The 14968-nt window shown below is 61.1% G+C and carries 11 protein-coding genes and 2 pseudogenes; 5 read left to right on the top strand and 8 right to left on the bottom strand.

Going from position 1 to position 14968, the window contains the following annotated elements; genetic code table 11:
* The 8 genes and pseudogenes from G3N99_RS00380 to G3N99_RS00345 all read right to left on the bottom strand — a co-directional run.
* Nucleotides 1-464, bottom strand: a pseudogene (locus G3N99_RS00380) (two-component sensor histidine kinase); the annotation flags it as partial.
* Complete coding sequence (locus G3N99_RS00375) at nt 464-1183, bottom strand: response regulator transcription factor (RefSeq protein ID WP_039353478.1); 720 nt, start codon at nt 1181-1183, stop codon at nt 464-466. The pseudogene G3N99_RS00380 and the gene G3N99_RS00375, both read right to left, overlap by 1 nt.
* 526 nt (nt 1184-1709) lie before the next feature.
* Nucleotides 1710-2312, bottom strand: coding sequence for a TetR/AcrR family transcriptional regulator (locus G3N99_RS00370; RefSeq protein WP_174983353.1), 603 nt, complete (start codon nt 2310-2312; stop codon nt 1710-1712).
* A gap of 606 nt (nt 2313-2918) precedes the next feature.
* Nucleotides 2919-3779, bottom strand: coding sequence for a hypothetical protein (locus G3N99_RS00365; RefSeq protein WP_206121301.1), 861 nt, complete (start codon nt 3777-3779; stop codon nt 2919-2921).
* Nucleotides 3776-4105 (bottom strand): hypothetical protein, encoded by a 330-nt coding sequence (locus G3N99_RS00360; RefSeq protein ID WP_206121300.1) that lies wholly within the window; start codon nt 4103-4105, stop codon nt 3776-3778. The genes G3N99_RS00365 and G3N99_RS00360 overlap by 4 nt, the downstream gene beginning before the upstream one ends.
* Before the next feature lie 355 nt (nt 4106-4460).
* A pseudogene (locus tag G3N99_RS41675) lies at nt 4461-4669 on the bottom strand (AsmA family protein); the annotation flags it as partial.
* Nucleotides 4670-4673: 4 nt separating this feature from the next.
* Nucleotides 4674-5195, bottom strand: a complete 522-nt coding sequence (locus G3N99_RS00350; RefSeq protein WP_206121298.1) for a hypothetical protein — start codon at nt 5193-5195, stop codon at nt 4674-4676.
* A gap of 258 nt (nt 5196-5453) precedes the next feature.
* Entirely contained in the window at nt 5454-6011 is a 558-nt protein-coding gene (locus G3N99_RS00345) for a TetR family transcriptional regulator (protein WP_346778448.1), read from the bottom strand.
* A gap of 163 nt (nt 6012-6174) precedes the next feature.
* Between G3N99_RS00345 and G3N99_RS00340 the strand changes: the two genes are divergently transcribed.
* The 5 genes from G3N99_RS00340 to G3N99_RS00320 all read left to right on the top strand — a co-directional run bounded on the left by G3N99_RS00340 (nt 6175) and on the right by G3N99_RS00320 (nt 14670).
* On the top strand, nt 6175-9366 hold the full coding sequence (locus G3N99_RS00340) for a cytochrome P450 (RefSeq protein ID WP_206121296.1): 3192 nt from the start codon (nt 6175-6177) through the stop codon (nt 9364-9366).
* Nucleotides 9367-10034: 668 nt separating this feature from the next.
* Nucleotides 10035-10967 (top strand): SDR family NAD(P)-dependent oxidoreductase, encoded by a 933-nt coding sequence (locus G3N99_RS00335; protein WP_206121295.1) that lies wholly within the window; start codon nt 10035-10037, stop codon nt 10965-10967.
* Nucleotides 10960-11493 (top strand): MaoC/PaaZ C-terminal domain-containing protein, encoded by a 534-nt coding sequence (locus tag G3N99_RS00330; protein ID WP_206121294.1) that lies wholly within the window; start codon nt 10960-10962, stop codon nt 11491-11493. The genes G3N99_RS00335 and G3N99_RS00330 overlap by 8 nt, the downstream gene beginning before the upstream one ends.
* A 114-nt stretch (nt 11494-11607) precedes the next feature.
* Nucleotides 11608-13431, top strand: a complete 1824-nt coding sequence (locus G3N99_RS00325; protein WP_206121293.1) for an acyl-CoA dehydrogenase — start codon at nt 11608-11610, stop codon at nt 13429-13431.
* Nucleotides 13432-13485: 54 nt separating this feature from the next.
* Nucleotides 13486-14670 carry an acetyl-CoA C-acyltransferase gene (locus G3N99_RS00320; protein ID WP_206121292.1) on the top strand — a complete coding sequence of 395 codons (1185 nt, stop codon included), beginning with the start codon at nt 13486-13488 and terminating at the stop codon, nt 14668-14670.
* Nucleotides 14671-14968: the final 298 nt, after the last annotated feature.

The following is a 14968-nucleotide window of genomic DNA, read 5'->3' as shown; positions in this document are numbered from 1 at the left end:
GACGGCGGCTGCCCCGCGCGCTGCAGCGGCGCGGCGCTGAACACCTTGCGCGCATCGGGGCTGCGCGGATCGTCGCCGAGGATCGGCAGCGGCTCGCCCGCGATGAAGCGCTGCACGGGCGCGAGATCGACGCGGTCGCGCTTCACGTGGCCGGGCGGCGCATCGTCGCCCTTGATGCGCCCCGCGTTGTCGAGCAGGTACACCTCGACGCTCGGGTTCACGCCCATCAACTGCCCGAACAGCGTGCGCACGGCGTCCGGGCGCAGCCCGTTCGCGTCCATCAGCGGTGCGCTGTGGGTCACGCTGTTGACGATATTGGCGGCCAGGTCGCGCGACAGCCCCTGCACGACTTCCTGCTCGCGCATGTCGTTCGCGCGGATCTGCAGCCACGCCGACGCGCCCGAACACGCAAGCAGCAGCACCGAGAACACGAGCGACAGCCGCTGGGTGAGAGTGAACTTCATCATGCGTCCCGCTGGCCCGGCGCGGCGAGCTTGTAGCCGCGGCCCCACACGGTGAGGATCCGCACGGGCTCGGCCGGATCGGCCTCGATCTTCGCGCGCAGCCGGTTGATATGGGTGTTGACCGTGTGTTCGTAGCCTTCGTGCTGGTAGCCCCACACGGCGTTGAGCAGGTCCATCCGCGAGAACACCTTGCCCGGGTGTCGCGCGAAGAAATACAGCAGGTCGAATTCGCGCGGCGTCAGGTCGATCCGCGCGCCGTCCACGCTCGCCTCGCGCGCGATCGGGTCGATTGCCAGCCCCGCGACGTCGAGCGTGCCCGCGTCGATCCGCGAATCGCGCGCGAGCGCGTCGACGCGCCGCAGCAGCGCCTTCACACGGGCGACGAGTTCGAGCACGGAGAACGGCTTGGCCAGATAGTCGTCGGCGCCGAGCTCGAGGCCGAGGATCCGGTGCACTTCGCTCGAGCGTGCGCTCGTGATGATGATCGGCGTGTAGCGCGTCATCGCGCGCGCGCGCCGGCAGATTTCGAGGCCGTCGACGCCCGGCAGCATCAGGTCGAGGATCAGCGCATCCCAGCCGCCCTGCTCGAGCAGGCGCAGTCCTTCCGCGCCGTCAGCGCTGTGCACGACCTCGTAGCGCTCGTCGCGCAGGTGCAGGCTCAGCACGTCGGCGATGTCGGCGTCGTCCTCGACGATCAGGATGCGTTTCGGTTGGTCCATGGCGGCAGGCGGCGGCACGTCGGTGCCGAGGTCGGGTATCGGTTCGGGCCGGCCCCGATCCGGCTGGCCGGATACGCGGGGGCGAATCGCGGCAATGGGCCGCGCTGCCGCCATTGTGCAAAATTTTGCGGCGCGGCGGGGAGTGATCACATTTCATTTAACTTTGAATTGTGACTGTGATCCGAGCCAATGCCCGTCAGGCTTTCCGCTGCGGCCCCCAAAATGAAACGTCCCCTACCCCAGTCCGGCCAAAAAACACTTCAAGGCAGACGCAACACGTTCTGAGCGGTGGAGCAAGCCCGCGCATTCCGATGAAAATCCACGGTGCTTGCTGCAGCCTCAGCGCGCCGGGCACCACAACATCTGTCGCCACGCCGCCTACGGAGCCCCCTTCTCCGACACGGAAGCCGTGACGTGCCGCTATACAGCTGTGCCAGCCAATCTACGTCTCTTCACGCACTGGGTGGATCAGACCAACTTCTCATGGGGCCAATCGGTATCGATACCGAGCAGGATCCACAAACGATCAAGCGTGACGGCTACGGGCTTTGCGCATGCTTTCAGATGCGACTTTGGACTCGTTCAGCAGCATCTCCGCCGCCTGCCATGCCCTTGCGGCAGCTCGCGGATCCCCGATCGCACGCGCATCCGCCGTTGCCCCGCTCAGCAACATCACGTACACGCCTGCAAGCTGACGGGCCTGGCGACGCGGAACGATCTCGGATAGCAGTTGCTCCATGAGGGCCAACAGATCATCCCGATAGCGCACCGCTACGTCGGTCACCTTGGGACAGGTCGCACCAAACTCGGCCAGCGCACGCTCGAACAGGCAGCCCGCGAACTCAGGGCTACGGAACCAGGTTCCGTACCAGTCAAAAATCCCCTTCAGACGCGCAGCAGCGTGCGGCATGGGGCCGAGCTTCGCGGCGATGCTCTCCATGATGAAGGTGTAGCGCTGTTCCAGCACGGCCTTGATCAGATCGTCCTTGCCCGCGAAGTGATGGTAGAGCGTCATGCGGGCAACGTCCGCTTCGGCGATGATCCAGTCGATACCGACCGGATGAAAGCCATGGCGAGAAAACAACTCACCCGCCTTGTCGACCACCTGCTGGCGTTTGCTCGCGCGCATTCATGCATCTCCTGACTTCAGGGCGGCATCTTAGCACCGCCGCCAGCACCGCTCCTTTCAGGCTGCAGGGCAAGCGTGACCGACTGCCGAATACGATCTCGCTATTCAGGGCCGTGAATACGGCATCCTCCACACCTCTCTCATGCGTCTTCCACCAGACAAGAAGGGGGTGTTCAGGAATCCCGGCGAAAAGTTGTCCGGGGCAACTTTGGTACTTGGTACCTGTTCGTATGATACGGCGGGGCGTGGGATAGACAGCAAGTAGTCGGCACCGGGTACCCGAGAAACACGATCACGCAGGATGTCCGGACTGTTCTGCGGGCAGGAGCGATACGACGTGACACGCCGGGCGGACCGGCAAACCATCGTCGGCCACCATGAAATCAAAGGAACCTACGGCTTTTGAAAGGCGGGCTTCGGCAACACGGGACCGCTTCACCGCAACGGCGTCAACCGATCGAGACCCGCAACCGATACGCCACCAGCGAATATCGTCACCCGAGCCGACACAAGCCCGATTTTTGAAGCGGATGATTCCACGTGGGTAGTGTGCGCCAGCCCGGCCGGCATCCACTCGGGCCGCAATTGCCGCTGCGCGAAGCGGTTTCAGCAAGGCACCCGGCCACCGTTCATCATGCACCACCGCTGCGTCTCCTGTTGCGGCGCCGCATACGGCAGTCCGGTCCTCGGATCGATGTTGTCATACTGCCCCGTGGGGTGTCGCGCCCGCCACGCGGCCTGCTCGGCATACTGTTGCTCGATCGCGGCGTGCTCTCGTGCCAGATCTACCTTCTGCGCATCGTCAATTTTCTTCGTCATGCTCACGAGCCGTGCGAACTTTGGATCGCGAACATCCTGCAGGGGTGGAAACGGCGGCGCAGGCGGCATGATGAGCACAGGGCCGGTGTATTTCGGTATCGGCAACCTGGATGGCCGGCCAAAGTTCGCCGCCATATCCATCTCCCACAAGGCAACGTCCATTCCGAGCACATGCTCGTAGTCGCGATTGACGACCGCCAGCGTGACCGGCCCCGACGGCGCCTGCAATGGCTGCAGGGAAGGTGGAAGCGTTTGTCGCGCATCAGGATAGATGGTGCGGGCATAGGCGATTGCAGCAACGGAGTACTGCTGGAGGACCGCCTCGTACGCTTCGAGTATCTGCGCTCGACCATAGCCGCCGGGATTCTCGAACATCGGCTTATATGCCAACACCTTCTTGCTATACAACGCATTCGCATTCCGCTGCTCAGCGGCAAACTGTTGCTGAGGATCGGTCGGCGCAGACGCCGATAGGGGCGCACACCCCGACAACACGCTGGCGACAAGCAATAACCCGACTGTCGCGCGCACAGCCGACGGGCAATGACGCGACATATCGACAATCGCCTGGTTGACCGACGCGAACAAAACAGTGGTTTTCTTGGATGCGCTTGTTTGCATGGCGGGGAGTCCGGAAGGCGTGGTCACTTTAGGTAGGTCCTGATGGCGACTGTGAATGCGATGCGTCGCAGTAAAAGGGAAATCAGCAAAAGGCCCTCATTGGCGTCGAACATCAATCCAGCCCGCATCGCACGAAGATGCCCCGATCGACGAACGACGTCAGCAACCCCGTGCAAGTCGGACGTCCCCGGTCGCATTGGGCGCAAGCACATCGTCGATTCCACCCTGTCATTGCGCACGCATTCGTACTGCCGCGCAGTGGATGGATGCAGCGATGCAAACGCGCCGCACAAATGCATGAACGCGACAACTTCCTCGAACACTCTCGAATTGATCTCGATCGAGGCCATCATGCCGGCGCCGGATCCGCACTCCGAAACCACCTTTACCGCATACGCCCGCATGTCGTACGCGGGCAACCAGGGCGGGACCAATCCATCCAGGCTGAGGCCAATCTCACCGACACTGGCTGTCAGTGTCGTGGTGAAATTCCTGCCTAAACCGAACTCGACGTCCTGGCACGGGTTGGTATCAGGTGCGCATCTTTATGAAGCGAGAGGAACGATATGATGAATGTATACTAGTCGATCTAGTTTGACCAGAATCGCGATCAGTGAGATCGGAGCATTCGGCGCAGGTACAACGGCCGTCATGCTTGTACTTATCGATATACTTCCCGATCCTAATATTTGGGAAATGAACACGTTTCACACGCTTGAGTTTCAGATGCCGCGCCTGCAGCGAGAACCGCCCTTTGAGCGGCATGCCGCTGCCGTTCAGGTGGATGTTCGAAGCAAGCGTAAGCCCGCGACACCGAAGTTCTGCGGGTTGAGCGTCAACACACCGTCATGCATCACGATGTCAGCTGACAGGTCGATGATCGGCAAGCTCGCGGTCTTGACGATGCGCCTCGACGTTGATCTACGCAACGTCGTCTAGTGCTTTGACCTCGGCAATTCGTGGCTCGGTGATCCAGAGCGCATCGATCATCTGAAACACCAACGGGGCCAGCGGCGTACCGATGACCTGCTCTCGGGCAAGCGCGAGTTCAAATAAAGCGGAGATATCAACACCCCGTTCCGCGGCGTTCACGATGGAGACAGCACCACCATTCGTGCGCGGCATGTAGATCAAAGAAACCAGGACGCGGTCGGCAGGCCCGGCGCTTTCCCCCCAGTCACCCAACACAAGATCAATGGTCGGTGGATGGTCCGGCCTCCCGATCGCCCATTGGACAAAATAGACACCGACAACTGAATCGCCCTGGTGCAGTTCGCCCGTGATTCTCCTCGTCTCGTGACCACAGCACGTGCAGTTGAAAGCGGATTCATCCCCTGGGTACGCGTGTATCGATTCGGCGGCTGGCATTAGGCGGAGTCCCCAATGTAGTTGAAGGTTGAAGGCGGCGCTTCCCGTGGGAATCCGGGAAAAGCGCGTTTCCAAGACCCAGCTCCGAGACAGGAGAACGGCCGAAATGAAGCCTACCGAGAAACCGGGCCACCGACCTCAAAGCGCCCCACCCATTTTCTCTGAAGGCCATCGTTCGTGGATCGCATACGATTCGGGCGTCTGCGCCAACTGATATGCGCGCGGCCTGACGATGCGCGCGCGAGATGACGACTTCACTGCCGGGCAACGACGCGTGTTCGATCAAGAGGCACATGTCGCGCAAGCGGTCCGCTTCCAGTGCCGCCCCTCCTGCTACTCTGAATCCGCCTGCGCGAGCCCGAGCGTAAGACCGAACGCATCGAGGATCGTTACCGCAGTCCTGGCCATCCGCTTCGCCATTGCCTCCGGAGTTTCGCGCACGGCGCCCTGGCGAAGCCAGTGCACCACCGTCCAGACCAATCCACCGCCCAGCACCGTCAGGCAATCCTGCTCTGCTTCCGTGCGAACGCCTTCATACGGCGGAAGGATGCGGCCGGCGACGAACGTCACCAGTTCATCAAAAAACGCCGATGTCGCTGCGTCGTTGAATACGGTCAGATAGAAGGACTGGTGCGCATGCACATGTTCAAGAATCAGCGCAGTCTCCACTTCCATCGACTTGATGAAGGCGTCGTTCGGCTGGTTCAGCAGTTTGCCCTGCTCCTCGACGAATGCGAACGCGTTGTCGAGCCTCACCAGCGCCGCCCGCTGGGCGGCGGCCTGAAGATCCGGAAAGTGCTGATAGAACGTGGGGCGCGCGACGCCCGCGCGCTGCACCAATTGAGCAATGCTGAGTGTGTTCAGCGGCGCGTCGTCGAGCAGTTCGGTCACGGCGCGAACGAGCGCGTCGTAACTCCGTTGAAAGCGAGGATCGGCGGTATTAGGGCTTACATCAGGTGGCATAAAAAGCTCTGGACACGTGGTTTTGTCTATTTTACATTTGTTCAATAGATTGAGATGCGATGCGCCGACACACCTCTGAAAGGCTATTGAAATGAAATCCTCATCCCTCGTCCCCCAGCCGCCCCTGAAACCCGTCATCGGTCACCTGATGGAGGTCCTCGGGCCGTCTCCGCTTGCAAAGATGATGGATCTCGCACGCACTTACGGGCCGGTCTACTGGTTCGAGGTGTTCGGGCAAGGTTACTACGTTGTCAGCGGACAAACACTTGTGAACGAAGTGTGTGACGAAAGCCGATTTCAGAAGTGTGTCCACCAGTCGCTGCTCGAACTCAGACCCGCGATCGGGGACGGGTTGTTCACGGCATTCGATGACGAACCGAACTGGGCCAAGGCGCATCGTGTGCTGATGCAGGCGTTCGGCCCGCTCAGTATCTGGTCGATGTTCGACAAGATGGTCGACATCGCCGACCAGATGTTTCTCCATTGGGAGCGGTTCGGCCCGGAGACGCCGGTCGATGTGTCCGATCACATGACTCGACTGACGCTCGACACGATTGCCCTTTGTGCGTTTGATTGTCGATTCAACAGCTTCTACCGTGAAGATCAGCATCCGTTTGTCGATGCCATGGTCAACACCCTCAGCGAGGCGGGAAAGCGCGAGCTGCGGCCCAAACTTGTTTCGAAGCTGATGGTCAATCGCAGTCGAAAGTTCGACGCGGACATCGAAGTCATGCGATCGCTCGCGACCAAAATGATCGAAGACCGGCGGAAGAACCCGCACGTCAACGAAGAGTCGATGGACCTGCTGGACCGGATGCTGAACGGCATCGATCCGGTGACGGGAGAGAAGCTCGATGATGAGAACATCGTCTTTCAGATGATTACGTTTCTCATCGCCGGACATGAAACGACAAGCGGGCTCCTGTCCTTTGCCACCTATTTCCTCCTCAAGAACCCGGACATCCTGCAAAAAGCGCGGGACATGGTCGACGAGGTTGTCGGCAGCGAGACACCACAGATCGAGCATCTCGCACGGCTTCGCTACGTCGAACAAATCCTCATGGAGACGTTGCGAATCTGGCCGACAGCGCCGGGATTCGCCGTGAAACCGCTCGCTGACACCACGTTCGGCGGGAAATACGCCGTTTCTCCCGACGACATCATCATGATCCTGACGCCCATGTTGCATCGGGATGTGAGCGTCTGGGGCGAGGACGTCGAGGCGTTTCGTCCGGAGCGATTTGCCCCGGAGAATGCGGAGCAACTCCCGCCCAATTCATGGAAGCCCTTCGGCAACGGTGCACGTGCCTGTATCGGCCGGCCGTTTGCCATGCAGGAAGCCCATCTCGTTCTGATCATGCTGCTTCAGCGATTCGATTTCTCTTTCGCCGATCCGGACTACGAGCTGGACGTCGCCGAAACGCTGACGCTGAAGCCAGCCGGTTTCCGGGTGAACGTGAAACCGCGAGCCCGAGGTGCGCTTAAAGCGCCCGATCCGGCCCTTCGCACCCGCCCGCACGCTCAAAGCCCCAGCGTCGCTCCGGTTCAGTCGATCCCTGCCGGCGAAGATGTGTCGAAACTGCTCGTCCTCTTTGGGGGAAATACAGGCTCCGCCGAATCCTTTGCGCGACGCATTGCAGGGGACGCGGGTCGTCACGGATTTCACGCCACGTGCGCGCCCCTCGACGACTTCGCAGGAAAACTCGACGGCTACCCTGCAATCGTGATCGTCACCGCTTCCTACGAAGGCCAGCCGCCTGACAACGCAAAATCATTCGTCCCGTATGTCGAAGCACTGAACGAGGGGGCGCTGGACGGCGTTCATTTCTCGGTTCTTGGGTGCGGCAACAAACAATGGGCACGGACATACCAGGCGATTCCCAAGCGCGTCGACGAAGCGCTCGAGAAGGCCGGTGCTACGCGGGTGCACTTCAGAGGCGAACTCGATTCCGGTGGCGACTTCTTCGGTGAGTTTGACCGTTGGTACACCGAAATGTGGAACAGCTTTGCGATTAGCGCCGGGAAGGAAGTCTCGGTCATTCAACATGACGATGTCCCGTTGAAAGTAAGCTTCGCCGGGAGTTCCCGTGAAAAAGTGCTCAATTTAGGCGACATGGCGCATGCGTCCATCGTCGACAACAGAGAGCTGGTCGACATTAGCGTGGCTGGCAGCCGCTCCAAAAAACACATTGAATTGAAACTTCCGGAAGCGATGACCTATCGCTCGGGAGATTATCTGGCCGTTCTGCCCCGCAACTCGAAAAACAACGTCGATCGCGTCTTGCGCCGGTTTCGCGTGAGCTGGGACACTCAGGTGGTGATTGAAGGAACGTCAAGCAATCCGCGCCTTCCGCTCGGCCAGGCAATCGGTTGTGGTGAACTGTTTTCGAGCTATGTCGAACTCGCCGTTCCCGCAACGCGATCCCAAGTATCCAGCCTGGCCGCTGCCACGCGTTGCCCACCCGAGAAGGTCGAGCTTGAGCGCCTGAGCGCCGACGCTTTCGAATGCGAGATCCTGGGAAAGCGGACTACCGTCATGGATCTGCTCGAACGCTTCGGATCCGTCGATCTGTCGCTCGAAAAGTTCCTCGACATGCTGCCCGCGCTGAAAGCACGCCAGTACTCGATCTCGTCTTCCCCGCTCTGGAAAGCGGACCATGTCACGCTGACGGTAGCCGTGGTCGATGCACCGGCGCTCTCCGGTAATGGTCGTCATGAAGGGGTGGCATCGTCGTATCTCGCGCGACTCAACACGGGGGACAACCTGTCCGTTGCAGTCCGGCCATCGAATGCGCGCTTTCGGCCACCCGCCGAGCCCGATCTTCCGATGATTCTCATCTGCGCCGGTTCCGGCATTGCCCCGTTCCGCGGCTTTCTGCAAGAGCGCGCGTTACAGAAACAGCGGGGGGAGAACGTCGGCACGTCGCTGCTCTTCTTCGGGATCGATGACCCCGATGTCGATTTTCTCTATCGCGACGAACTCGACGAATGGGCACGATGCGGCGTGGTCGAAGTGATGCCGGCTTATTCAAACCGCCCGGAGGAAGGTGCTCGCTTCGTTCAAGACAAAGTCTGGCTGGAACGCGAGAAAATCGCCGCACTGTTTGCGCAAGGCGCCACCGTCTTCGTCTGCGGGGATGGCAAGAATATGGCGCCCGCCGTCCGTGCCACGCTTGGTCGCATTTACCAGGAGACAACTGGCGAGAGCGATGACAGCGCCAGTGCGTGGATCGACACGATGGAGCGGGAGCATGGCAGATATGTTGCCGACGTGTTTGCATGACGGTGACGGGGTTCACGCCGCTTCCGGTTGCGTCAGAAATTTGACCCGACCCGCCACCGCTTTCTGGAACGGATGCGGCTAGTTCTTCGATCCCGGCCTGCGCCCGGTTTTCCTTGCGTCCTTCAATCTGGTTCCTGTCGAGTTCTGACCGGAACCAGATGGGCGATTTCTCCGCTCGTTTCCAAACGGCGTCGCGATGACCGGAAAGGTGGCATGCGGACATGGTTCTCGGTCGCACAGAACTTCGCCTGTCGGTTCGCGAAGCGATTCTGAATTCCATATATCCCGCTCGACTCTCGGGTTCATCGTTGCCGTCAACGGCAACGAGAATTCCGGTTCACGGCTCGTCTTGCAACTCAGGGGTTGATCACACGCCGCCTCACCGCGTCGGATCGACCTCGTGTCTTTCAATTGCGGGACGCCTCGGAAAGCGACGGGTTAACCACGATCGACCACTGATGAACACCATGTTAACTTCATCGGCCATATGACTTGGTCACTTGATCGACTTTGGTACGAACATGCCTCTCCACTGGAAACCAAGCGAATCGCTTCATGCATGCCGTCGCCGGATACGTGTCATGGATCACCCCGATATCGCGACGAACGCGGAGCGAATGCGCGTTTATTCGTCGTAGGCCATCCCATCATCACCAACGAGACGACCCATGAAGATTGACCTGACAAATCGCGTTGCGATCGTGACCGGCGCGGGCGCCGGTCTCGGGCGCGAGCATGCGCTGTTGCTTGCCCGGCTGGGGGCAAAGGTCGTGGTCAACGATCTGGGCAGCGACGTGAACGGCAGAGGCGGCTCGGCCACGGCCGCCCAGCAAGTCGTCGACGAAATCGTCGCTGCCGGCGGCGAGGCGGTCGCGAACAGCGCGTCGGTGACCGATGCCGGACAGGTTCAGCACATGGTCGACCAGACGCTGTCGCGCTGGGGCCACGTCGATATTCTCGTGAACAACGCCGGCATCCTGCGCGACAAGAGCTTCAGCAAGATGACGCTCGACGACTTTCGCGCGGTGATCGAAGTCCACCTGATGGGTGCGGTCAACTGCACCAAGGCCGTGTGGGAACCCATGCGGGAGCGACGGTACGGCCGCATCGTGATGACGACCTCGTCGTCGGGCCTGTACGGCAATTTCGGGCAATCGAACTACGGCGCCGCGAAGATGGCACTGGTCGGCCTGATGCAGACGCTGGCCATCGAAGGCGAGCGATACGACATTCGCGTGAACTGCCTGGCGCCAACGGCCGGTACGCGCATGCTCGAAGGCCTGATGTCGGCGGACATCCTCGATACGCTGTCGCCCGCCTCCGTCAGCCCCGCCGTCGCGGTGCTTGCCGGTGAAGCGGCTCCCACCCGGATGGTCCTGTGCGCCGGCGCGGGCAGTTTCGAGGCCGCGCATATCACCCTGACGCCCGGCATCCATCTCGGAACCGACGACCAGGTTGTTCACCAGCTCGCCCGACGGCTCGACGAGGTGGCAGACCGCAACGGCGAGACGGTTCCTTCATCCGGTGCTGCCCAGGGCGAGCTCGAACTCACAAAGGCCCGCATCGCCTCTACGTACGCGAAAGAGCATTCCGATGCATGACGAGTCCGGGACGGCGGCACGCAAACCTGACCGCGATCCGGGCCACACGGCTGACGGACGTCGTCATGCAAGCAGCCGGCGTGCGCTATCCCGGCTGGCAACCCTCGTCGACAAGGAGCTGGGCGTATCCGAATGGCTCTCCATTGATCAGCCTTCGATCGATGAATTAGACAACTTCACCCGTGACCGGCAATCGGTTTATGTGGATGAGGACCTTGCACGCGCAACACCGTCCGGCGAAGCGATCGCTCACGGGTTTCTCGCGCTTTCGATGCTTTACGAGTGGGCTTCCAACGCCCTCCCCGAGGTCGAAAGGCAGCAGAACTCGATCCATGGCGAATTGAGCAGCGTGCGCTTCATTACGCCGGTTCGCCGCGGCGAACGCGTTCGCGGGCGCTTTACATTGAAGCAGGTCACGGTGCGAAGCACCACGAGCATCCAGTTGACCGTTGGCGCAACGGTGGAAATCGAGAACCACCACAAGCCAGCCATCGTGGCGGAGTGGACGATGCCGATCAACGCATGATGTCCCTCGCCTTTTCCCGGCTCGGTCGATTTGAAACAATAATTTTGCACTCCAGAATTTATTGAAGCAATTCGAAACCTTGCCAAGACTCCCGATACTCACGCACTCGATTCCATGACTAGCGAACTCACCCTCTCCCGTCGCGACGTGGAGTTCATTCTTTTCGACTGGCTGCAGGTCGAATCCCTTACCCGTCGGCAACGATTTGCCGGGCAGGACCGATTCGACTACACATCCGTGCTGGATGTGTACGAATCGCTGGCCACGGATCTCTTCAAACCGCATAACAAGAAAAACGACAGCAACGAACCCGCATTCGACGGAGAACGCGTCACCATCAACCCGGAAGTGGGTGTCGCATTGCGTGCATTTTCGGCCGCCGGCTTGATCAGCGCCTCGTTCCCCAACGAGTGGAACGGCATGAGCCTGCCGAGCACCGTGGAGCGGGCCGGCATGGCGTATTTGCTGGCAGCCAATCCGGGAACCGCAGGCTACGCCTTTCTCACGATCGCCAACGCCAATCTGCTGATGGCCCACGGCGAGCGGGACCGGGTCGAGCACTACGTCAAGGCCATGGCGGAGGGGCGATGTTTCGGCACGATGTGCCTGTCGGAGCCGCAAGCCGGGTCAAGTCTTGCAGATATCCGCACGCGCGCGGTTCCGGGCAAAGACGGCCGCTACCGCCTGTTCGGCAACAAGATGTGGATCTCCGGTGGCGATCACGAGATTTCCGAGAACATTGTCCACCTGGTATTGGCCAAGATTCCCGATGAAAACGGGCAGCTTCCTCCTGGCGTTCAAGGGATATCGCTTTTCACCGTACCGCGCAAGCTGATCGGCGCCGACGGACGGCCCGGCGAGCGAAACGATGTCGTACTCGCCGGCGTCAATCACAAGATGGGGTACCGCGGGACGGTCAATTGCCTGCTGAACTTTGGTGAGGGTCGCTACCGTCCGGAAGGCGAAGCGGGCGCAATCGGCGAGATCGTCGGCGAGCCCGGCAAAGGGCTGGCCTACATGTTCCACATGATGAACGAGGCGCGTATTTCGGTCGGCCTCAGCGCCGCCGCGATCGGCTATACGGGCTACCTTCACTCGCTGGACTATGCGAAGACGCGCCTGCAGGGCCGGACACGCAGCGACCGATCGCCCGCATCCGCACAGGTCCCCATCATTCGTCATGCCGATGTCAGGCGCATGCTCCTCGCGCAAAAGGCGTATGTATCCGGTGCACTCGCGTTGTGTCTGTATGCGTCCCGACTGAGCGACGATATCCATTCGCAAGAAGACGCCAACGACCGTGCAGAAGCGCATGGTCTGCTTGACCTGCTCACCCCCGTCGTCAAGAGCTGGTCGTCCCAATGGGGTCTCGTCGCCAACGATCTCGCCATTCAGGTTCATGGCGGCTACGGTTACACGCGCGAATACAACGTCGAGCAGTTCTATCGCGACAATCGGCTCAACCCGATCCACGAAGGCACCTTCGGTATCCAGGCGCTCGACCTGCTGGGTCGAAAGACTCGTGCAAACGACGGCGCCGCCATGAAAGCGCTCGACCGGAAAATCGCCGCAACGGTATCCAGGGCTCGGTCGATCCGTCCGCTCCAGGACCATGCCGTCACGCTCGAACGCGCGTGGGAGCGCATCCGCCTCGTCACCGACGAGCTGCACCGGCTCGACGACCCGGAGGTCCAGCTGGCGAATGCGGCTGCCTACCTCGAAGCATTTGGCCATGTCGTCGTCGGCTGGCTTTGGCTCGACCAGGCGATCGTGGCCCACACGCTCGAGAACGGCCCGACCGGAAGCGACTTCCATCGCGGCAAGCTCGCAGCGTGCGACTACTTCTTCGGGTGGGAGATGCCCAAGGTGGCCGCATGGCTCGCCGTGCTCAATCCAGTGGAAACAACCCCTCTGACGATGCCGGAGCATTGGTTCTGACCCATCTTCGCCGCGTCCACTTCTTCGCTTTCGTTCAATTTATGAGGATGTCATATGATTGATGCTGTCATCGTTTCCACCGCGCGCACGCCAATCGGCAAGGCATATCGTGGCGCATTCAACCTCACGCACTCGCCCACCCTGCTCGGTCACGCGATCAGGCACGCTGTACTGCGCGCGGGCATCGAACCGGATCGCATCGAGGACGCCGTGATCGGCTCGGTACTCAACGCGGGAACCGCCGGCAACAATATCGCCCGACAAGGTGTGCTGGCGGCCGGGCTGCCTGCTTCAGTCGGCGCGCAAACGCTTGACCGGCAATGTGCATCGGGCCTGATGGCGATCGCCACGGCCGCCAAACAGATCATGTGCGACGGGATGCAGGTCGTGGTCGCAGGCGGCCAGGAAAACATCTCGGCGGTACAGACACGCTACTTCGAGTGGACGCGCGCCGACCAGGATCCCAACGTGCTGGCCGTGCAACCCGCCGCATACATGCCGATGCTCGAAACCGCCGAGTTCGTTTCCCGCAAGTACGGGATCGCCCGGGACGTGCAGGATCAGTACGCGCTCGATTCCCAGCTTCGCACTGCCGCGGCACAAGCGGCAGGCCGCTTCTCGAACGAAATCGTCCCGATCACGACACAGATGCTGGTCGTCGACAAAGCGACCGGCGAAACGTCGCGGAAGGAAGTCACGCTCACGCAGGATGAGGGGAATCGTCCCGGCACGACGCTCGAATCGCTTGCCTCTCTCGCACCGGTGGTAGACGGTGGCATTGTGACCGCCGGAAACGCAAGCCAGCTTTCGGACGGCGCAAGCGCCTGCGTTCTGATGAACGGCAAGACCGCCGAACAGATCGGCGCGACGCCCCTCGGCATCTATCGCGGCATGACCGTCGTCGGCAATGCGCCCGAGGAGATGGGCATCGGTCCCATCTACGCGATCCCCAAACTCCTGAAGCTTCATGGCCTGACAGTCGACGACATCGGACTGTGGGAGCTCAACGAGGCATTTGCATGCCAGGTGCTGTACTGCCGCGACAAGCTGGGAATCGATCCGGCCCGATACAACGTCAACGGCGGCAGCATTTCGATCGGCCATCCGTACGGGATGACGGGCGCCCGTCTGGTCGGACACGCACTGATCGAAGGTAAGCGACGCGGCGCGCGCTACGTCGTCGTATCGATGTGCGTGGGAGGCGGAATGGGCGCAGCCGGCTTGTTCGAAGTTGTCTGACGGAACGCGCCTTCACCCGCAAAACGAATGGGGCGGCCGCCCCGTTCATGCGGGCCTTGCATACCTTTCCGGGGATGCTTGCCGAACACGAGCCGCGTGGCGAGCCGTTCGTGCTTCGGTTGACAGGTTTCGCTCTTGAACCGGCACGCTGGTGTATCGGCCCATGTGTCGCGACACACCGGCTCACGCGGCGAAATCTTTTGGCGGAAGTGCCGCGCCAAATCCCGGCCAGCCTCCCCACCTTGATTGCCGCTGTATTTTCGCCTCGCTCCCTTACCGTCGTTTGATGAGGGCTGAA

It is taken from the genome of Burkholderia sp. Ac-20392 (genome assembly GCF_017104585.1).
In the GTDB taxonomy this organism is placed as follows: Bacteria; Pseudomonadota; Gammaproteobacteria; order Burkholderiales; family Burkholderiaceae; genus Burkholderia; species Burkholderia lata.
Note: the sequence above shows the minus strand (reverse complement) of the source record. Positions and strands in the feature narration are given on the sequence as shown.